Source organism: Herpetosiphonaceae bacterium, from assembly GCA_036374795.1.
Lineage (GTDB): Bacteria > Chloroflexota > Chloroflexia > Chloroflexales > Kallotenuaceae > LB3-1.
On record DASUTC010000299.1, the window covers coordinates 1 to 20,931 of the forward strand.

The 20,931-nt window shown below is 64.9% G+C and carries 18 protein-coding genes; 11 read left to right on the forward strand and 7 right to left on the reverse strand.

Features of this window, described 5'->3' with window-relative positions; genetic code table 11:
• Positions 1-319 precede the first annotated feature (319 nt).
• Both VFZ66_23240 and VFZ66_23245 read left to right on the forward strand, forming a co-directional pair.
• Positions 320-3,487, forward strand: coding sequence for a hypothetical protein (locus VFZ66_23240; GenBank protein HEX6292122.1), 3,168 nt, complete (start codon positions 320-322; stop codon positions 3,485-3,487).
• A 282-nt stretch (positions 3,488-3,769) separates the two neighbouring features.
• Entirely contained in the window at positions 3,770-4,804 is a 1,035-nt protein-coding gene (locus VFZ66_23245) for a patatin-like phospholipase family protein (GenBank protein HEX6292123.1), read from the forward strand.
• Positions 4,805-4,902: 98 nt separating this feature from the next.
• Here VFZ66_23245 and VFZ66_23250 read toward each other — a convergent pair whose 3' ends face one another.
• The 4 genes from VFZ66_23250 to VFZ66_23265 form a co-directional block, all read right to left on the reverse strand.
• A complete protein-coding gene (locus VFZ66_23250) occupies positions 4,903-5,238 on the reverse strand; it encodes an FKBP-type peptidyl-prolyl cis-trans isomerase (protein ID HEX6292124.1) in 336 nt (111 codons plus the stop codon).
• Between the two features lie 121 nt (positions 5,239-5,359).
• The gene (locus VFZ66_23255; protein ID HEX6292125.1) at positions 5,360-6,724 is read right to left on the reverse strand and encodes a phosphotransferase; all 1,365 of its coding nucleotides are present in this window, start codon (positions 6,722-6,724) and stop codon (positions 5,360-5,362) included.
• A gap of 62 nt (positions 6,725-6,786) precedes the next feature.
• The gene (locus VFZ66_23260; GenBank protein ID HEX6292126.1) at positions 6,787-7,275 is read right to left on the reverse strand and encodes an HAD-IIIA family hydrolase; all 489 of its coding nucleotides are present in this window, start codon (positions 7,273-7,275) and stop codon (positions 6,787-6,789) included.
• Between the two features lie 68 nt (positions 7,276-7,343).
• Positions 7,344-8,123, reverse strand: a complete 780-nt coding sequence (locus VFZ66_23265; protein HEX6292127.1) for a methyltransferase domain-containing protein — start codon at positions 8,121-8,123, stop codon at positions 7,344-7,346.
• A gap of 119 nt (positions 8,124-8,242) precedes the next feature.
• On the opposite strand from VFZ66_23265, the gene VFZ66_23270 reads away from it, so the two are divergent.
• Positions 8,243-8,620: a hypothetical protein gene (locus VFZ66_23270; protein HEX6292128.1), complete on the forward strand. Its 378-nt coding sequence runs from the start codon at positions 8,243-8,245 to the stop codon at positions 8,618-8,620.
• Positions 8,621-8,650: 30 nt separating this feature from the next.
• On the opposite strand, the gene VFZ66_23275 is transcribed toward VFZ66_23270, so the two are convergent.
• Entirely contained in the window at positions 8,651-9,160 is a 510-nt protein-coding gene (locus tag VFZ66_23275; protein HEX6292129.1) for an OsmC family protein, read from the reverse strand.
• Positions 9,161-9,299: 139 nt separating this feature from the next.
• Positions 9,300-9,815: a YcxB family protein gene (locus tag VFZ66_23280; protein ID HEX6292130.1), complete on the reverse strand. Its 516-nt coding sequence runs from the start codon at positions 9,813-9,815 to the stop codon at positions 9,300-9,302.
• A gap of 200 nt (positions 9,816-10,015) precedes the next feature.
• Here VFZ66_23280 and VFZ66_23285 point away from each other — a divergent pair, with 200 nt between their 5' ends.
• Complete coding sequence (locus VFZ66_23285; GenBank protein HEX6292131.1) at positions 10,016-13,843, forward strand: AAA domain-containing protein; 3,828 nt, start codon at positions 10,016-10,018, stop codon at positions 13,841-13,843.
• A 92-nt stretch (positions 13,844-13,935) separates the two neighbouring features.
• A complete protein-coding gene (locus VFZ66_23290; GenBank protein HEX6292132.1) occupies positions 13,936-15,387 on the forward strand; it encodes an FAD-binding protein in 1,452 nt (483 codons plus the stop codon).
• Between the two features lie 189 nt (positions 15,388-15,576).
• Here the strand turns inward: VFZ66_23290 and VFZ66_23295 are convergent, their stop codons facing one another.
• Positions 15,577-16,161, reverse strand: coding sequence for a DJ-1/PfpI family protein (locus tag VFZ66_23295; protein ID HEX6292133.1), 585 nt, complete (start codon positions 16,159-16,161; stop codon positions 15,577-15,579).
• Between the two features lie 164 nt (positions 16,162-16,325).
• On the opposite strand from VFZ66_23295, the gene ruvA reads away from it, so the two are divergent.
• The 6 genes from ruvA to VFZ66_23325 form a co-directional block, all read left to right on the forward strand.
• The gene (ruvA, locus tag VFZ66_23300) at positions 16,326-16,922 is read left to right on the forward strand and encodes a Holliday junction branch migration protein RuvA (protein ID HEX6292134.1); all 597 of its coding nucleotides are present in this window, start codon (positions 16,326-16,328) and stop codon (positions 16,920-16,922) included.
• Positions 16,919-17,659 carry a hypothetical protein gene (locus VFZ66_23305; protein HEX6292135.1) on the forward strand — a complete coding sequence of 247 codons (741 nt, stop codon included), beginning with the start codon at positions 16,919-16,921 and terminating at the stop codon, positions 17,657-17,659. The genes ruvA and VFZ66_23305 overlap by 4 nt, the downstream gene beginning before the upstream one ends.
• 188 nt (positions 17,660-17,847) lie before the next feature.
• The gene (locus tag VFZ66_23310) at positions 17,848-18,597 is read left to right on the forward strand and encodes a hypothetical protein (protein ID HEX6292136.1); all 750 of its coding nucleotides are present in this window, start codon (positions 17,848-17,850) and stop codon (positions 18,595-18,597) included.
• A gap of 3 nt (positions 18,598-18,600) precedes the next feature.
• Positions 18,601-19,338, forward strand: a complete 738-nt coding sequence (locus VFZ66_23315) for an HAD family hydrolase (protein ID HEX6292137.1) — start codon at positions 18,601-18,603, stop codon at positions 19,336-19,338.
• Between the two features lie 62 nt (positions 19,339-19,400).
• Complete coding sequence (locus VFZ66_23320) at positions 19,401-20,393, forward strand: sensor histidine kinase (protein HEX6292138.1); 993 nt, start codon at positions 19,401-19,403, stop codon at positions 20,391-20,393.
• 132 nt (positions 20,394-20,525) lie between these two features.
• Positions 20,526-20,931, forward strand: a 406-nt coding sequence (locus VFZ66_23325) for a response regulator transcription factor (GenBank protein HEX6292139.1), incomplete at its 3' end; no start/stop codon positions are given.

The following is a 20,931-nucleotide window of genomic DNA, read 5'->3' on the forward strand; positions in this document are numbered from 1 at the left end:
TCTGAGTAGAGAAGGTACATTGATGTCTCGCAACAAAAAATCAGTCAAGGGGAGACCAAGCTCCCACGGTCCAAAATGGTCAGACCTCTTGACTGCTTGAGTGATCATACCAACCCAGCGCGTTACTGTCAAGTAATAAAATCGCTTATTCTTCGTTCATTTCTCGCCCTTCATTCTTTGTTCTCTCGTTCTCAACAGAACCAATCCGTGCGAACCAGGGTATACTTAAGCAACAACCTTGATCGCGGGCAGCGCACACGCTCCGCCGAACCCGAAGCTGCCGCCTCGTGATCAGCCACCCCCAGCAGCAGGAGGAAACGTGACGACTCATCCCTGGCGTGCTGCGTTGACGCGGTGGGGCGATACGCTGTATAGGCTCGCCCTGCTGCTGACGAACGACCGAGCCGCCGCCGAGCGCGCAACGATCCAGGCATTCACGGAGAGCTTCGCCACACCCAGCGACGATACCGAGGCGGCGATTTATACAGCGCTGCTCCGCGCTCGTCCAGGTCGTCGCCGCCTCTTCAGCCGCCGCGCGCTGCCTCGCTCACTGGATCGGATCGCGCCGCTCGACCGGGGGCTACTTGGCCTATGGCTGCTCCGCGACATCGACGGCCCGCGTCTGATGGCGATCAGCGGGCTGACAGCCGATGCGCTGCTGTCGCGGCTGACGACCGCGATCACGCCGCTGCTTGAGGCGGACGATCCGGCCTCTGCCGAGCCGACGGCGCAAGCGGCGCTCGCAGGCTGGCTCAGGCGGAGGCTTGGCCTCGCGGCAGCCACACAGCCGAGCGGCACCTACGACGCGGCGCTGACAGGAGATTGGCAGGCAGCGATCGATAGCCTGCGCCACACGCTGCGTGAGGCTGTCGGGCGGCAGCACCTGCCGCAGGCATGCCTTGAGACGATCGAGGAGCGGCTGCTTGAGCCGCGCGATGAGATCGCCGGAAACTGGTGGCGGCAGCGCGCCGCATGGATCGGAGCGCTGGCAATCGTCCTCAGCATGCTGTGGATGATCAAGCCCTGGCAGCAGGGCAGCGGCGAGTCGACGGCGGCGGCGCTGACCAGCAGAGAGCTGATTCAGGAAACGCTGGACGCCTGGACGACCACACCCGTTTCGGGCACGCTGCATCGTCAGGTGATCGCCACTGATCCACGGATGCAGCGCACGCCGCTGACCATCGACGTGTGGCTGGCAGCCGACACGCCCCAGCATCGGATCGAGGTTCGCAACAAAACCACGCTGGTCGAGTGGCAGATCGGCAACGGCACCAACAGGCTGCAATACGCCGCCGAGCCTGCCTTCAGCTCGTGCGACTGGGCTGTCGAGAGCGGGGCGCTGGATCGGAGGGCGCGGACCTTTGACGTGCCCGGAGAGCAGCAGACTACCGTCCGCGATGCGCGTCTGATACGTGGCGCGTATGGGCAGGGCTATCTGGCCCTGCAAGAGGCGCTCGCAGCGCCCGATCTGCGATCGTTTGGGACGCGCGTCGAGAACAAGACGCTGCTGCTGGTGCTGGGCTACACCGACCGGCGCAGCACGCCTGAGCGCAAGCTGCTGCTGTGGATCGATCCCGCGACCAAAAAGCTGCACGCGGTACGAGAGATTGCCGAAGCGGGAGCGCAGGCCGATGCCCGCGATCTCTGGCGGCTGCAACTCGATCAAGCCACGCTCACGGGCATATCGAACGCGCCGCCAGCGTGGCCGCGAGCGACGAGCGAGCGCACAGCGCTGCTCGATCCAACCTGCCCGGCGCTGGACCCTGAGCATGTCGTCGGGCTGCGCACCTTCGTCGGCAGCGAGTGGCCGAGATGGCAGCAGTGGCATCTGCCCGCGCCTACGCCCGCAGGCATTACCCGCGCGGTGCTCCTCAGCCGATCGGACATCACTGCAGACTCCTTCAACCAGGACGTAACTGCGGTTTTCATCGGGCCGAATCGCTGGCTCACGCTGCGCAGCGAGCCCCGCGACGCAAGCCATACCAACGCCATCCAGCACGGTCGCTGGCGCGTCGTCCTCGACGAGCGATCGGGACTCTGGAGCGGCAGCGCGTGCCGACATTTTGCCGATTCCAGAAGCGGCTTCTGCGTGCCGGCGGTGACGATCGCGGCGCGTGGCTGGACCCGCGACGAACTGCTGGCGATGATCGACTCGCTCAAGCCGATCAGTGGACAGACCTGGCGGGATCTCAACAAGCTGTTTCTTGAGCCGCAGCCGCTCTCGGCGGAGACGCAGGGAGTGCTAGAGCAATCGCTGCTCGCCATCGAGCAGCTCAAGGGCCAGACATTGCACAGCATCGCCGAGCGCAGCATGTCGGTTGACCTGGGGCGACCTGCATGGAATGATCCCTATCACCTGCCGCTGGATCTTGTAGCGCCCGACACCACCTTTCAGGAGCAGTGGCTCGTGTACTCCGGCGCGGAGGTCGCGCAGTTTCGCGATGTCCTTCAGGCGCGAGACGGCAGCGTGCTGTACGCGCAGGTCAGCGATAGCGATGAGTACGCCGTCTACTTCATGAATAGCGGCACCGCCTGGCGCGGTCAACTGAGCGCGTTCCGAGGCTGGCGCCCATTCGCACAATCGCCGGGCGAGCACCTGCTGCTGCTGTTCCTTGCCAACAACGGGCAGACGACGGTGGTGGAGCGCGAGGACACGCTCCTACTGGAGCAGCCGATCGAGCGAATCGTGAGCGATGGTGAGGCGTACATCCAGACGTTCTCAGGCTCGCCCATCGCTACGGCCTGGAGCAACGATCTTTCACCCCAGCGCTTCATCCAGCGGCTCTGGCTCGATCGCGCCACGCATCTTCCCAGTCGCGCGGCGATCGTCCACCTCGGCGAGCAGGGCCAGGAAACCGAGATCATCGCCGTGACGATCAGGAGCATGGAGCGGCGTGAAGCGCCGCCCGACGATCTTGCCCTGCCGCCACAGCCCGACGACACGTTCACGTTCAGTATCGAGGAAGACCGCCCGGCGCTCTTGCTGAAAGGCTCGCTCGACCTCACGCCGCCGGATCGCACGCTGGTCTGGCCCGGCAGCGACGACATGCAGGTAACACAGGATAATCCGCTCAATCCTGCCGTGTACACAGCAGCCGATCGCGCCACCAGAGTGCAGGAGGCGCTCTACTCGACCTTCGCGCGGCTGGATACCACTGAGCTGATCCGGGCTACCACCTACCGCTGGTCGTCGGTCGACCGGGCGGTCATTGTGCGTCAGGGCTCCAGCGCCTTACTCCGGCACATGCTGCGCCATCAGGTCGCGTTTTCGAGCGGTCAGACGCTCACCTGGAAGTCGAGCGAGGCGCTATCGGCATCGATCGCGGGCGAGCAGCGCACAGTCTGGCTGCTTGAGGCCGAAACAATGACCGCGCTCGTGTTCGAGGTTGACGATCTGCTGGTGCATGTCTCCGGGCCGGACGCGGCCACGCTCAAGAGCGCGGTCCTTCCTCAACTGTCGAAGCTGGAGTGGAGTCCCGTCGAGTAGTAGCCACGTCCCGACTCGCGCATCAATTTACCGCCCTACCGCTGTGCTGCGGTAGGGCTGGTTTACGCCCGCTTATCCGGTACGACCGGTTGCCAGGTCTTCACGACAAGTCATGGGATCTTGCCGCTGTGCGCTGGCCGATGGGCTAGAGTAGAAGAAGCGCATTGGGACGAAAGAGCAAGAGAACAGACGGAGAACCACGCACCAGGGCCGCGAGGCCGGAGGGTTGGGGGTGAGGGCCGCAACGCACAATCTGCACAGGGCGATAAAGGAGGTATCACGATGAAGCATAAACCGCGCGTTGGGATCGCTTTTCAAGGCGGCGGCTTTCCTGCCGGTGCCATCGGCGCGGGCGTCGTGCGCTATCTCGTGGAGCGGGGAGCGTTTCGCACCTACGATGTCGCGGTGCTCTCAGGCACATCCGCCGGAGCGCTCGTAGCCACGGTCTGCTGGGGCCACCTGCTCAAAGACACCATCGAGGACGCGCCGCAAACGCTGGAGAAACAATGGATGCACTTCGCGCTGGGTGTGATCCCCGATCCAGGCGTGGCGCAGCTGTCGCAGCTGGTCGACTCGCTGGGCCGCATGAATCCGGTCTATCGCTACTACGCCGACAACATGCTCGTGCCGTTCATGCGCTACCTGCTGAAAGACTGGATACTTAGATATATTCCCGTGGACGAGCTGATCGCGATCAGAGATCAGGCGGCGCGCGTGCCTGGCCTGGCGCTCGGCGCCGCCGACGTGCTGCACGGCACGATCAAGGTCTTTACCGAGCGCGATTTTTGCCTCGAAGCGATTCTGTCGTCGGGATCGCTCGACGAGATCAACGGCATCACCACTATCGCGGCAGGGCCAAACAAAGGAACCTACTGCGATGGTGCCTGGGGCACGAATCCGCCGATCACCCCGCTGCTCGACTACGGCATCGACGAGCTGTGGTATGTCGAGGTCTTCCCGAAGGAGCGCCGCGAGGTACCACGCACGCCCGCCGATCGCAAAGATCGCAAAGATGAGCTATGGCAGAACAGCCTGGTGGAGCACGAGCTGTACCATATCGAAAAAGTCAACGAGTGGCTCCGCGCAGGCCGTCTCAGAAACGACGACCACAAATATCGTCTGATCACGGTGAAGCGCATGCCGATGACGCTCGATCTGCCAGTCGGAGCGGCCTACGTCAACTCGCCAACCTTTATTCAGGAGATGATGGCGTACGGCTACGAGCACGCCGCCATCTTTTTGGATACGTCTATCGCCGGTGGAGACGGGCAATCGGTCAGAGGCAATGGCGCGAAGCTGGTCGAGAAGACCGTATGATCGACACCGCTGGCCCGTAACGCCTTGTGGATATTCATTGTAGGGGCGGCGGGTCGCCCCTACAAGGCTGTGCGTCCTGCCGATGGTGCGCGCGGACGCTACGATTGCACGTCGAGCAGCTCGACCTCGAAGATCAGCGTGGCATTCGGCGGAATCACGCCGCCAGCGCCGCGCGCGCCATAGCCCAGCTCCGGCGGAATCGTCAGACGCGCCTTGTCGCCGATACGCATCTGTGCAACGCCCTCATCCCAGCCGCGAATCACCTGTCCACGCCCCAGTACAAAGCTAAACGGCTGACCGCGATCGACCGAGCTATCGAATTTGTTGCCGTTGGTCAGCCAGCCGGTGTAATGCACTACCACAACTTCGCCAGCCTTTGGCGCGCGGCCCTGCCCTTCGACAAGCTTCTCGACCTGTAAGCCCGATGTGGTCATGACTCAATCCTCCCTGATAGCTGCCTGGCGCTGGTTTGCTCAGCGCCCCGGCGGGGCATCAGCGCCAGCCGCCGCAGCTCTTCGTCGATTCGTCCAAGATTATACGCGATATGCTGCGCGCTCAGGCTGGCATCGAGCGCAACATCTGCTGGAGCCAGTAGCTCACGCCCCACGCTAGCTCCGGCTTCGCGCTCGGCTCTAGCTGCTTGACGATATGGTAGTAGCTCACGGCCTGATGCAGCGCGCCCAGCGGCGCGGCGATCGTCCACGCCGCCTGCAAGCCCTCCAGCGGCGCGTACCCCGTCCACAGCGATAGGTAGGCGTCGCGCAGGCGCAGACATGCCTGCGCATCCAGCGACGCCGCGACCTCATCCATCATCGTCACCACGTCGAGAAACGGATGCGCAACACAGCCGTCGGTCCAGTCGAAGAAGAGGTAGCGCTCGTCGCGCAGCGCGATATTGCCGCCGTGAAGATCGCCGTGGACCAGCGTCTGCGGCACGCCGTAGCCCGCCAGCTCGCCGCACATCGAGCGCAGACGCGGCGCGAGCGACCGGATCTGCGTCAGCTCGGCGGCGCTCAGCCGCTCAAGCGCCGCCGTATCTTCCAGCACCTCGTCGATCTGTGCGGCCAATCGATCCAGGCTGCGGTCGAGACAGCCCATCGCCAGCAGCGCCTCTGTCTCGCCGACGAACGAGCGCTGGATGCGCGCATACAGCCGCAGCGCCGTCGTCCAATCCGCCTCAGCGCGATTGTCGCGCAGCTCCGGCCCGACATCCGCCAGCAGCATCCAGCGCTGCTCGTGCTCGATCGCCAGCGGTGCCGGGATAAAGTCGGGGTGGGCGGCGGCGAGCGATTCCATCAGCAGCGGCTCGTTGGCAAACAGCGGCAGCGGCGCGGCAACTTTGAAGTACACATCGCCCGCCGTGGTGCGAGCGCGCAAGATGCACGAGATGCCCCAGTTCTTGATCTGCTCGATCGGCGCGACCAGCGCGTAGCCCAATCGCTCAAGCTGCGCGCTGGTCCACGACTCGGCGGCGGCAAACCAGCCGGGACGCGCCCAGGGCGGACGCAGCGGAGAGATCGGGCCGCCCGCCTGCTCATGCAGATATGGGAGCAGCGCGCGGCGCTGCTCAGGCATCGCCAGCGGCAGATCGCTCAGCGTCTCAAGCCCGACCCAGCGCGCGCCTGCGGGCGGTGTCCAGGCCGAGAAGCGCTGCTCCAGCGCATACACCGCGTCCATCTGCTGCTTCATCTCGTGATCGACGGTGACGTAGACGGAGCGCAGGACAACGTAGTCGATGCCCAGGGTATCGCGCAGCGCCCGGCTGACACGATCGACCTGTGGTGCCCAGATGCGCTGATCGATGTGCGCGCAGGGCAGCGACCAGCCCCCATCGCCCGGCAAAAGAAGGATACGCGGCTCGCTCCGATGCGGCACGATCGCGTAGAGATTGGTTCGCCACGTGGGCGTGGTAGCGCTCATAGTCAGCTCCTTAGCTTGGATGGCGCGGCAGGAGATCAGCGGCCTGACCGTAGCGCAGCCGCTCAGGCCAGCCGCTCGTCGCCGAAAAAGGCGGTGGCCGGAACAAAGGTCGCGCCTGCATCACGCGCCGCCTCGCGATCGTCCGGTCGATCGCCGACGTAGAGCACGCCCTCAGCCGCCGCAGCAGGATAGCACGCCATCAGCTCGCGGATCATCGCGCCGCTCGGCTTGCGACACGTCTCATCTCCCCGATCGCGGTATTCGGGCATCCTGGCCTGCGGATGCGTGAAACAGACCGCGATCGGCGTGGTCGCTGGCAGATCGAGCGCCTCGGCGACCGCCGACAGCTTGGCGTGAACCTGCGCCTCGGTGACATGCCCGAAGGCCACGCCCGCCTGGTTAGTGACGATGCCGAGCTGGTGCCCATCTGCCATGAGCTGCGCAATACGCTGCCTGCGCCCCGGCAATACCTGCCAGTGGTCGTAACTGCGATCCGGGGTGTCCATGTACGACGAGATCAGCGTGTCGTCCACGTCAAACAGGATCAGCATGGGTTGCTCCTCAAAATCTTGATCGCGGATGTTGCATACCGTGATGAAACCGACGCACAGGAGTCGGCTCAACGCTTCTGCGCCAGATACAGCACCGCAACATACGCCTTGTCGATGTGGCCGCCGTGGCCGTGCAGAATCTCGCCAATCGCCTCGAACAGCGCGCGCTTGCGCGGCTCCGGCAGCGTGCGATGATCGGAGTAGGTGTCGAGCAGATCGAGGTACTGCCGCGTGCTGTAGGTTTTCGTCCACGGAAACTGCCGGACGACCAGATTGCGAAAGCAGCCGCTCCGCTCGATCTGGTCGGCGCGCTCCTGCACCTGTGCCGCAAATGACGGATGATCCGGCGCTCGTCCGATCTTCGGCGCGTGCGTGCGATACGCCAGGTCCATAGCTTCATCGAGCGTGTCGCAGTGGTCGGGAGTCATATTCCAGCAGAGCGCGATCCAGCCGGTGTCGTCGAGCGCCTGGGCGGTTTTGACGTACTTGATCTCATCGGCCAGCCAGTGAAACGCTGTCGCCGAGATCACCAGATCGAACGCCTGGGACGGGAGCGGCCAGTCCTCGAAGGTAACGTTCTCGATCGTCACATTGGGATACGCGCGCAGATTCTCCGCCGCGACCGCCGCCAGATTACGGCCCGGCTCAAGGCAGAGCATCTCGTAGCCCCGCCGCGCAAAGGGCAGCGTGGCCTGGCCGGTGCCGCAGCCGATCTCTAGAATCCGCGCCGTGACCCGTAGCTGCGTGACATCAATAATCGCTTCGACCAGCTCCGCCGGGTAGCTCGGTCGGATGCGATCGTAGAGTTCAGCAACCTCGTCAAATGTTTCGCTTCGTCTCTTCTGCACGAGCCTCACCACCGAATACTATTTCCGGGTACAGCCGATTCAACAGCATCCCGAAACGTCGATGCGCGCTTGATCGTATGTGTACTACAGCATTCATCTGTTCATGCAGGAGCGATTACGTGGGAACACTCCTCATCTTATTCCCGATTGCACTTGGGGTGATTGTAGTCATCATTGTACGCACCTGGACGCAGTATCGTCAGGCTCAGCACGAGCAGCAAACAGCGATTATGCACAAGTATCAGCAGCGCAAACTCCTTAGATTCGCTGGAACTGGCTTGCTGATCTCCGCTGCCTTGGCAATGGTCGGCGCAATTGTGCTTGGCGGCGACATGCTCGGTCAATCGCGCAATACGTCTCGGTGCCTGATGGTTCTGCTCATGCTGCCGATTGCAGCCTACGATCTGATGGTCTGGCGCTGTCCACAGTGCAATCGCTATTTAGGAAAGCTGAGTGATCCCCAATTCTGCGCATCATGCGGCGCTCAACTGCGGTAGCTTCAGATCGAGATCTTTGTTCTCGCCTGCTCAGCCCCGCACCACGTACGACGCCGACAGCTCCGGCGGCTGGCGCAGCGTTTGATAGACCACGCAGTAGCGCTCGGTCAGCGCCAGCAGCGAGTCGAGCTGCTCCGGGCTGGCATCGGTGTCTAGCTCGAAGCGCAGCCGAATATTCTTGAGGCCGACCGGCACGTCTTTCGCCACGCCGAGGGTGCCCCGAAAATCCAGGTCGCCCTCTGCCGTCACCGTGCCGTCGCGCACCTCGACGCCGATCGCCGTCGACACCGCGCGCAGCGTCACGCCCGCGCACGCCACCAGCGCCTCCAGCAGCATATCCCCGGAGCAAGCCGCCAGACCGCTGCCGCCGGTCGCCGGGTGCAGGCCCGCCTCGACCAGCGCGCGGCCTGTCTCAAGGCGACAGGTAATGCCCTCGCCCAGCCGCCCGTGCGCCTTGAGCGTCACCAGCGCGCGCTCCGGCTCGGCGCGGTACTGGTGTTTGAGTGGCGCTTGCAGCGCGCGTAGCTCTTCTGCATTCATCTCAATCTCCTCGTGTGCATGATCAAACCATACAGCGATCATAGAAACGCCGGGGAAGTACCGGGGATACCACGCCCAAGGTGTAACTGCCGCTCGGTTCCCCGATGTTGCTTTGTGCTCCGCCCGGCCTGTCGGCGCATTACGCAGCCGCAGACCGCAGACCAGTCAATTTCCGCGCCAGCATTCGCTCGAAGGCAGCGGCCTGCTCAGGCGTTGCCAGCGCTCGCTTCGGCACGATCTGGAACATGTTTTTGTTGAACGAGTAGACCAGCAGATAGGCGTGCGGCGTTTCGATCACCCGTCCAAACATGCCCCAGTCGAAGGTCGACTCGGCGAATGGGGTGCTGACGACGATGCGCTCGTCGGTGACGTGCCAGGTGCTATCGGCGCGCAGCCGCTCATGGCGTTGGACCGCTCGCCCCAGCCACCAGGGCATGACCACGAACAAAAAGACAAGGTAGAGCAGCAGCGGTAGCGTGTAGATCACAAAAAAAAGGCCCGATGGTGTATCGAATACCATCCAGTTTGCCGCCATAAAGACCACCAGGATCACAAAAAAGATCCACGTGGTCTTTTGCCGGACATAGAAGACGCGAGCGGCGCGCTGGTAGTCGTCCTTGGTGAGGGCAAAGCGGAACTCAAGCGGCTGTGTCATATGCGTTCTCCTGCGGAGCGGCTCCACGCATCGGCGGCGATGCGCGCAGCGGCATACGGTCGACGGCCCTCTCCACCCTTATCCGACCGCGACAGCTCAAGTGTAGCAGAGATCTGCAAGCGACGGCGCAGAATCGGGCTTGACCTTCTCGCTCGCGCGTTCTACAATCCCCGCACACAAGGATACGAACGGTCCCGCTCATGATCGATCAGCTTGCGCCGACAGCCATCAGCCAGTTTATCCGGCTCGACGCCTGCCAGCGCTTCCTCTATTTTACGCTCCATCCCGATACAGCCCGCGAGATGCGCGAGCGCTACGGCGCGCGTCCGCGTCCGCTCTCGCCGCTGCTGCGGCAGGCCGGAGCGCAGTTCGAGCGCGAGGTCGTCGATACGCTGCGCGCCCGCTATCAGGTCGTCGATCTGGCGGATGGCGATACCGACGCGACGGTCGATGCGCTGCGGCAGGTTGGCCGCGAGCCGGTGATTCTGGCGCAGGCCGCGCTCGACGGCGAGATCGGCGCGTGGCGCTCTGCGGGACGGGCCGATCTGATCGAGGCGATCCGCGACAAACACGGGCGGCTGCATGTGCTGATCGCCGATGTCAAGGCCAGCCGCGAGGAGCGCCTGGAGCATCGCGTGCAGGTTGCGACGTACGCGCTGCTGCTGACCGATCTCTGCCGCCGGGCGGAGCTGCCGCTGATCCGCATCGTCGGCGCGATTGTGCATCGCACGCCGACCGGCGGCTTCACCACGCTGCACGATCCCGCGCTGCACTTCGAGCTGGGTCCGTACCAGACGCTAGTGCTGGATCTGATCGCCGGCGAGGATGGCGCGCTCAGTCGCGCGGCACAGGCCACGCTCGGCGATCTGCCCTTTGCGCTCAATGCCCTGTGCGACGGCTGCAAGTTTAGCTCGATCTGCCTGCCACATGCCGCAGAGCGCGCCGATCTGGCGCTGGTATCCGACATTAGCCGCGCCGTGCGCAGCGCGCTCTACGCCCACGAGATTCGCGATCTGTGGGCGCTGGCGGCGCTCAAGCAGCCCGACGCCGCCGGAAAATTGCAGCCCGCGCCGGAGCACGCCGATCGGATCGCGCTGCTGCTGCGCGACCCGGTGATCGCGCCGCACCTCGATCATTTGATCGCTCGGTCGCGGGCCGTGCTGCGCCGCCTCGACCCAACCCTGCGCGCGCCGTCGCGGCTGCCCGACTACCACGCCTCGTCGCTGCCCGATCCGGCGGCCCATCCCGATCTGCTTCAGCTTTTCCTCGATTTCCAGGCCGACGATGTCACGGGCGATCTGTATCTTGCATCGGCGCTGCTGCTCGGCGCTGCGGGCGAGCGCATGGTGACGCGCATGAGCGACGCGCCGCCGACGGCTGCGAGCGAGACGCTGCTGCTGCGCGCGTGGGCCAGCGATCTGGAAGCCGCGATCCGCGAGCTGGCAAGCAGCGATGCGCCGCCGCTGCATGTGCTGGTCTACGATCGTCGCGCGCAGCGGATCGCGCTTGAGGCGTGCGCCCGTCACGAGCAGCATCATGCGCTGCTGGGCGTGCTCGTGGCCTGGCTTCAGGAGCGTCCGCAGATCGAGCGCGCCACCTGTGCCCAGCTGCGCGAGGTGATCAGCCAGCAGCGCAACCTGCGCCTCACCTGCGACTCGCTCTACGCCGTCGCGACCGAGGTCTGGGACGAGCATGGCCGCTTCAGCTGGAAGACGCCCGACCACGACTTTACCAGGCTGTTTCGGGGCGGCCTGTTCGATAGCGTGCAGCGCTTCGTGCGCGACGCCGACGGCCTGCGCGTCGCGCCGATGCTGGCTCAGGAGAGCATCAGCCTCGAATCCGTCAGCCGCTTCAGCAGCCAGATCCCCAGCGAGTACGCCTACGCCGTCTGGAACGACGCGCCGAATCGGCCTACGCGCGCCGAGCTGCTGGCCTTTGCCGAGCATCGGCTGCGGGCGCTGGCGCATCTGGCGGGCGCGTCGCGTCGGCAGCGCAATCTCGACGTGCCGCTGCTGCCGCTCGATCAACTGCCGACCGCCGCAGGGCCGCGCGATCTGCGCAGCGCGCTGGTGGAGTTTCTGGAGCTTGAGCATGTCGCGGCGCTGGCCGAGCTGCTGGCCCATGTGCGGCTGCCGATCGCCCGCCGCGTGCTGACGGGCCGCACCGCGCTGCTTGAGGCCATCGCCGTGGAGCCTAAGGGCGATCCGCCGCTGGCGCGCTTCCGCTTCGCGGCTCATCCCGGCAGCGGCGCGGTCCCGCCGCGCTTCAAGGTGGGCGATTGGGCCGTGCTCAACGAGGCGATCGACGGCCTCAGCCCGTGGGAGATTATCAAGGGGCGGCTGGTGATCGTCAGCGCGATCGACGAGGAAACGATCGAGGTCGAGCTGACCGCGCTCAGCTCGGCGGGCCGCTTCAAGTTCCACCACGACTCGAAGCTGCACGTACAACTGCGCTGCCGCTACACGCTCGACGAGATGGCCGACGATCTGCTCGGCGACCGGGTGCTGCAAGCGCTCGATCATCTCGATACCAATCCGCTGGCGCGCTGGCTTCAGGCACCACAGAGCGTTGTCGCCGCCGCGCCGTTCGACGAGGCCACGCTGGTCGAGGCCGCCGACGCGCTGATCGCGCTGCACGCGCCCGCCGTGCCAACCGAGGCGCAGCGCGCGGTGATCGCGACGGGCGGGCTGCTTGCGCTGCGGCTGGTGCAGGGACCGCCGGGATCTGGCAAGTCGCGGACGCTGGGGCTGGCGGTGGTGGCGCGGCTGCTGGCGGCTGCGATGCAGGGCCGTGGCCTGCGTGTGGCCGTCACGGCCAAGACGCACAGCGCGGTCCAGGTGGCGCTCGATAGCATCGCCAGGGCATGGCAGACATGGAATGCCGCGCCGGGTTGTCCTCCGGGCCAGGCACCGCTGCTGCCGCTGGCCGATCTGCCGATCGTCAAGCTCGGCGGCAGCTCGATCGCGCCGCGCGCCAGGGGCGTGCGCTGGGCCGATCCGCGCAAAGGCGCGAAAGATCTCCGAGCGCTGATCGGCGGCGCTGTGGTGGTCGGGGGCACGCCCGGCGGCCTGGGCGCGCTGCTTGAGACGACGCAGCGCAAAGCGCGCTGGGAAGGGCTGTTCGATCTGCTGCTGATCGACGAGGCATCGCAGATGAGCCTGCCCGAAGGTCTGCTGGCGGCCAGCACGCTGCACGAGCGCGGCCAGATGATCGTCGTGGGCGATCATCGCCAGATGCCGCCGATCATCGTCCACGCCTGGGCCGAGGCGGTCGGCACGCTTGCCGCATGGTCGCCCGAACGCTCGCTCTTTAAGTGGCTGCTCGACGCCGCCGCGCCCTGTGTGGCGCTGGACGAGAGCTTCCGGCTGCACCGCGATCAGGCCCGGTTCTTGCACGAGACGATCTATCACGCCGACGGCATCGTCTTTCACTCACGCCGCACTGCGCTGCTGCCGCCGCACCGCTTTGCCGATCCGCTCGTCGCCGCCGCGCTGCGCTGGGACGTGCCGCTGGTGGTGATCCAGCATACCGAGCGCGGCTCGCGTCAGTCCAACGCGCTTGAGGCCGCGCTGGTGGCCGATCTGGTGCGCGGCTGCCTCCAGCTTGGCCTCGACGGACGCGACGGCGTGGGGGTGGTCGTGCCGCACCGCGCGCAGAAAGCCGCGCTGCGGGCACAGATCCCGGAGCTGGCCGACGCCGACAGCATCGACACGGTCGAGCGCTTCCAGGGCGGCGAGCGCGATGTGATCATTGTCGCGTGTACGGCGTCCGATCCCGATTATGTCAGCGCCGAGGCCGAGTTTCTGATGGACCCGCAGCGGCTCAACGTCGCGCTGTCGCGGGCGCGCAAGAAGCTGATCGTCGTGGCGGCGGGGACGGTGTTCGACGCGCTGCCGATCGAACTGCCGATCTTTGAGCGCGCCACGCTCTGGAAGCGGCTTCGGGGCTACGCCGCGCCGCATCCGCTGTGGCGCGGCACTCGCGAGGGATACACGATTCAGGTCATGGGACCCCGCACAATCGCCTGATCGTGACTTTCGGCTCATGATCATATCGCTATAGCTTGGTACACTGAGTCTGTCATGAAACGCCCGTAGCCATCATCTGAAGGAGACGACCCGTGAACCATCCCACCTCCCGCCGCACCTTTCTGAAAGGCATGCTCGCCGGTGCGGTCGTCCTTGGTTTCGATCCGCATCATCGCTCGTGGGTGACGGCTGCACAGGCGCAGCCGAGCTTTGTCGATCTGCCGCCGTTCGATGGAGAACTGCACACCGACAGCGCATCGCGCGCTGCCGCAGCAGACGATTTTGGGCATATCGTGCAGCGCGAGCCGCTGGCGGTGCTAAAGCCCGGATCGGTCGAGGACATCGTGCGGATGGTGCGCTTCGCGCGGCAGTATGGCATTCAGGTCGCTGCGCGCGGGCAGGGACACTCCGCCTTCGGCCAGATGCAGGTGGCGGCGGGCGTCGTGATCGATATGAGCACGCTCAACACGATCCACTCGATCGACGGAGATCGCGCCGTGGTCGACGCGGGCGCGCTGTGGAGCGATCTGCTCAAGGCGGCGCTCCCGCGCAACCTGCGACCGCCCGTGCTGACGGATTTTATCGAGCTGTCGATCGGCGGCACGCTGGCGCTTGGCGGCATCGGCGGCACCAGCTACCGCTACGGCGCGCAGGTCGATACGGCGCTTGAGCTTGAGGTTGTCACCGGCGAGGGCCAGCGCGAGGTCTGCTCGGCCACGCATAACCGCGATCTCTTCGAGGCGACGCTGGCCGGGCTGGGCCAGTGCGCGATCATCGTGCGGGCCACGCTCAGGCTCGTCCCTGCCGCATCCTCGGCGCGCTTCTTCCGCCTCTTCTACAGCGACCTCGCTACCTTTACCCGCGATCAACGCCTGCTGATCGCCGACGGACGCTTCGATCATGTCGGCGGGCAGGGAGCGCCCAACGGCAGCGGCGGCTGGACCTACATTCTGGAGGCGGCGAACTTCTTCACGCCGCCCGCCGCGCCCGACAACGCGCGCCTGCTGGCGGGCCTGAGCTACACGCCGGGCAGCGCGCAGATCGTCGACCGCTCGTTCTTCGACTTCGCCAACCGATTCGCGGCGGTCGTCGCGGCGCAGAAGGCTAACGGCACGTGGTACTATCCGCATCCACGCTTTGGCGCGTTCGTGCCCGCCGCCACAGTCGACCTGTTCGTCTCCGAGGTCTGGACGCGCCTCGATCCGAACGATGCGGCGGCGATCGGTATTCTGCTCTACCCGATGCCGACCGCGCGCTTCACGCATCCGCTGATGCGCCTGCCCGACGACCGCGATGCGTTTTTCTACATTCTGAACCACACCGCGAAGCCCAACGCCGATGCGGTCAGCCGGGTAGTCGCCAATCACTACACGATCTATCAGCGCGGCCTTGAGCTGGGCATTACGCGCTACCCCTTCGACGCGATCCCGTTCTCGCGCCACGACTGGCAGCGGCACTTCCAGCCGTACTGGGGCAGGCTGGTGAGCACCAAGCGCCGCTACGATCCCGACAATCTGTTGACGCCGGGACAGGGGATTTTTTAAGGCCCTCACCCCGTCGCTGACGCGACACCCCTTCCCCGCGCTCAGGCGGGCCTCCGCCTTCGCTGTGCAGGAGAGGGGATCTTTGTGCCCGTGCTAACGCGCCCTCTCCTATGCCGCAGGCCGCGCGGGTTCCCTTACCCGCGCGCGTGGGGAAGGGGCGGGTGCCCTCTGGGCATGGTGAGGGCCAGCCTACGCCGTGATCACGTTGCTGCTGCGGTTGCTGGCGAAATGATCGACGATCTGCCTGGTGAACTTGCCGATGTCGCGCGAGGTACGGCCCGTGAGCAGGTTGCCGTCCAGCGCGTACGGCTCGTCCAACCACTCCGCGCCGGTATTGATCACATCGTCCTTGATGCCGGGCCACGCCGTGAGCCTCCGCGTGCGCAGCACTCCTGCGGAAACCAGCACCAGCGCGCCGTGTCCGACCACAGCGATCGGCTTGGCAGTGCGATCGAACGAGCGAACAAACTCCAGCACGCGCGTGCTCTGGCGCAGCCGCTCGGCGCTCACCGTGCCGCCCGGAATAAACAGCGCGCCGAACGATGCGGGATGCACCTCGTCGAGCGTGGCGTCGACCGGGATCTTGGCGCTGGGCTTGAGCCCACGGAACGCTTGAAGCTTGCCGGGCTGGAGCGAGAGGATGAAGATCTCCGCCCCGGCGCTGCGCAGCTTCTTGACCGCCGCGTCCAACTGGCCTTGCTCGACGCCATCGGCGGCCAGAATCGCCACCCGCATCTTTTTGAGCCGGTCCTTCTTCTTGCCGAACCCAAACATACCGCCTCCATAGCAACTGATTGCGATCGTGGATCAGGATCATCTCACAGGATACACCAGAGCGGCTGCAAGCCGTATGCCAGAAGCAGCCGCATTGTGACGCCGTGCAGTGTATAATCTGCTGTATTCGACACAGCCAATAGAGGCCATAGCTTAAAACACGTATGATCGCATCGCTTCGCGGCAATCTGCTAGCAACCGGCACCGACTACGCCATCATCGAGACAGGCGGCGTCGGCTTTCATGTCTTCGTGCCGCGCCCGGTCCTCGAAGGGCTCGGCCACATCGGCAACACCGTCCAGGTCTACACCTATCTGCACGTGCGCGAAGATGCGCTGGTGCTCTACGGCTTCGCGTCGATGGAGCAGCGCGTCTTTTTCGAGACGCTGATCGGCGTGACCGGCGTCGGGCCGCGCATGGCGCTGGGGCTGCTCTCGGCAGCGCCGCTCGACCAGCTACAGCTTGCCATCGCCAGCGAGAATACCGCGATCTTGTCGCAGGTGCCCGGCATCGGCAAGAAGACTGCCGCGCGCCTGGTGCTGGAATTGAAGGGCAAGCTCGACCTCAGCAAGCTGCCGACGACGGTCGCGGCTGCAACACCGGCAGCCTCGGCGATCAACGCCGAGCTGCAAGAGGTGCTGACAAGCCTGGGCTACAGCGCGCTTGAGGCTCAGTCAGCCGTCTCGTCGCTGCCCGCCGACGCGCCGCCGGAGCTTGAAGAGCGGCTGCGGCTGGCGCTGCGCTACTTTGGTGGAGTATGATCGCGCTGCTCTGGCTGCTGGGTGTGCTGGCCGGCCTCTGGCTGCTGGGCGTGCTGCTGTCGCGGCATATTCAAGGCTTGATCCTGCTGCTCACGGGCAGCTCGCGCATCGCCACCACGATCTATGACCTGCTGGTGCTGCCCGGCGTGGTGCTCCACGAGCTTAGCCATGTGGTCATCGCGCTGCTGCTGGGGCTGCGGGTGCTTCAGATCAACCTGTTTCAATTCCGCAGCCGCAACGATCCGCGCCAGGGCGAGGTGATCGTCACCAAGGCCGATCCGCTGCGCATGAGTCTGGTCGGCGCGGCGCCGCTGGTCGGCGGCCTGGCGGTGCTGCTGCTGCTGGTGCGCTGGCTCGACCCGCCGACCGTCGGCTTTGATCTGGCGGCGTTTGGTCAGCTTCGGCAGCAGCTACGCGATCCGATCGCGGCGCTTGGCGCGTACCTGCTCTTCGCCATCGCCAACACCATGTTTCCCAGCGAGGCCGACCGCCGGGCATGGTGGGTGGTGGGCGTGGTGGCGCTCGGCCTCGGCGTGGCGCTGCTGGCGCTCGGCGTGCGCCCGACGATCCCGCCCGCCTGGGTTGCGACGCTCGCGGCGCAGGCCGAGCAGCTTACCGCCGCGCTGCGTCCCGTCGTCGTCGTCGATGTCGTCTGTCTCGTCGTGGTGCTGATCCTCGAAATGTTGATCAGCCGGATTCGTGGTCGGCGCGTGCTCTACCACACGATCAAGGAGTAGCCGAGCGTCGCGCTCGCAGCCTAAGCTCGGCGGGACAAGAGCGCTATGCGTACGTAGGACTACCAGTATTAGAGTAACGTACCATCGGCTGTGGTATAGTTCAGGCCCCAGCCACTACAATCATTCTGTCATCTATCTGTCAGAAACGAATATATCGACAGCGGCTCGTATCCTGAAGGAGCTATATCATGGGAAATCGCACAACCGATAAGCGCACTCGCGTCGCCCTTGAGCCAGCCGACGACACCGCCCGGTCGACCAGCCTGGTTCCAGCCGCGCACCGGCGCACCATCCCGGTCGGCGACGCCAAGACGATCGTTGTGCATCCGCGCATTCCAACGCCCTACAAAGCAATGATCTGGTTTTCGTTTGGGCTGAATGTCGTCCTCCTTCTGCTCGTGATCGGCGGCGGTCTGATCGCGCTTAATCTCTACCGCGATGCCCAGTCGCAGCTTCAGGCGGGCGTCGATATGGACACGGCGGCGGGCCAGCGCATTCAGGAGATCCAGCAAAATCCTGCCGAGGCGCTCGAAACCGCGCGCTATAGCCTGGGCGAGCTGATGACCTCGATCGAGGGCTTGCAGAGCGCCCACATTCGCACCAACATCCCGATCGACCAGCAGCTTCCGATCAGCCTGTCGGTCCCGGTCAACCAGGAAACCGCCGTACGCACGACCGCGCCGGTGCCGCTGGTGGTGCCCGCGCGCTTTACGCTGCCGGGCGGCGGCGGTCAGATCAACGGCAGCGTGGCGCTCAGCCTGCCGGCGGGCCTGGAGCTGCCGGTCAACCTGAATATGACGATCCCGATCTCGTCGACCGTCCCGGTCAAGTTCGACGTTCCGGTCGACATCGCGATGCAGGATACCGAGCTGTCCGACGACTTCAACCGGCTGCACGAGCTGGTCGAGCCTGCGGCCAGGCTCGTCAAAGCGCGCTAGCGTATGCGGACGCTGCTGCTGTGGGACATCGACGGCACGCTGATGCGCGGCGATACTGCGGTGCTTCAGCGCTTTATCCAGGCGCTTCGCGAGGTCTACGCGCTTCCGGCTGTGGTCCGGCGGATTGACTACGGCGGCAAGACCGACGGGCAGATCGTGCTGGAGACGCTGGCGCTCCACGACATCGACGAGACGATCGCGTTCGAGCATCTGCCGCGCTTCCGCGACCGCTACTATCAGCTGATGGACGAGATCGCGCACGAGCTGCATCGCAGCCTGCGTCTGCTGCCGGGCGTCGTGCCGGTGCTGGAACAGCTCAGGGAGCGCGGCGCGATCCAGACGCTACTGACCGGCAACATGGAGCCGGTCGCCGCGATGAAGCTGCGCGCGCTTGGCCTGGAGCAGTACTTCGATCTGGCGATCGGCGCGTACGGCTCGGATCATCACGATCGCAACAAGCTTGTACCGATTGCCCGTCGCAAAGCCGCCGAGCGCCACGCCGATCGCATCGGCGCTACCGTGGTCATCGGCGATACGCCCCGCGACATCGCCTGTGGCCGGGCCGGAGATGCCCGCGTGGTAGCGGTCGCCACCGGCAGATTTAGCGGCGCGCAGCTCGAAGCCCACGCGCCGGATGCGCTCCTCACCGATCTGAGCGATACGGATGCTGCGGTTGAGGCGATACTGGGAAAACAAGAGAACAAACGAACCAGGGATCACAGGGACAGTTCAACTTCCTGATCTCTGGCTACCGATCCCTGACTCTGGGACCTTGAACTTGAAACTTGAAACCTGGAACTCGTGTGAGCACCAAATATCAAAACCGGGCGGCGGCGATCGTCAACGAGCAAATCGAGCGGCTGCGGGCCGTGCTCGCCGAAGTGCAGGCGCGGCTCAATCCCGCCACCTCCGATCTACGGCAGATCGCGCGGACGATCGACGAGATGCAGGTGCGCAGCACGCTGCATGACTCGAATGCGATTATTGTGCGGCAGATGAATCAGCTTAAAGAGCGCCAGCAGGCGCTTGCCGCAGAGGTCAACGAGCTGCAAAAAGCGGCTCGCACGATCGAGCAGTTGATTCGCCAGACCGAGATGAGCAGCGCGACGCTCAAAGACGATACCGCGCAGGCCGATCCCTGGCATATGGCGCTCAAAGCGCAGATCATCCAGGGCCGCGAAGACGAGCGCACCCGGCTGGCGCGCGAGGTTCACGACGGTCCCGCCCAGGTGATCGCGCATATTCTGCTGGGCATGGAGCATAGCATCACGCTGGCGCAGCAGCAAAATACCGAGCGGCTGCTCGATCTGCTGCGCCAGCTTCGCGACAGCAGCCGCACCGGATTGCACGAGGTCCGGCGCTTCATCGCCGATCTGCGTCCGCCCGCGCTTGAGCAGCAGAGCCTCGACGCAGCGCTCAAAGATCTCTGCGCGCGCTTTGCCTCGGCGGGCGTGATCAACGTGCGCTGCGAGGGCATGCCGCTGCCGCGTCTGATGGCGGAGCAAGAGATCGTGCTCTATCGCATCGTGCAGGAGGCCCTGAACAACGCGACCAAGCACGCGCGCAAGGCGAATGTCGTCGTGCACTACGCGGCGGTGAAAGGCCAGATCGTGCTGCTGATCCGCGACGACGGTCCCGGCTTCGACATGCGGACCGTCGCCGCTCGCACGCAGGGCAAGCACTGGGGGCTAGCCAGTATGCGTGAGCGCGCCGAGCTCGTCGGCGCTCAGTTGGTGGTCAACTCTGCCGTTGACCAGGGTACGGAGATACGAGTCACGCTCGTACTTGACGCATAGTATCCGATGCGCTACAGTCCTTGCGCGCGTAGGATACGTATCGAGTTCAATGCAGCCGCTTACGCGGCAATGCCGCTACTAACGCTTCATAATGAAGATGGGAACGCGATGGAAGCAATTCGAGTTCTGATCATGGACGATCATCCAATCTTTCGTCGAGGCATCCGCTGGATTCTTGACGCCGCGCAGGATATCGAGGTGATCGGGGAGGCCGAGAACGGTCAAGAGGCGATCGAGATGGCCGATCGCCTGGGACCGGATGTTGTGCTGGTCGATATTAATCTGCCGGGCATGAATGGGCTGGAGATCGCTCGCGTGATCAAACGGCGAGATCCGCGCGTGCGCATCGTCGTGCTGAGCGTGTCGGAGGATGACGAGCAGCTTTTCAATGCGATCAAGGTAGGCGCTGCGGCGTACGCGCCCAAGGGCATTGCGCCCGAAGAACTGATGCGAATCATCCGCGATGTCGCGAGCGGATCGTATCTGATCAACGATACGGTGATGGGCAAGCCCCATGTCGCGGCGCGGGTGCTCAACC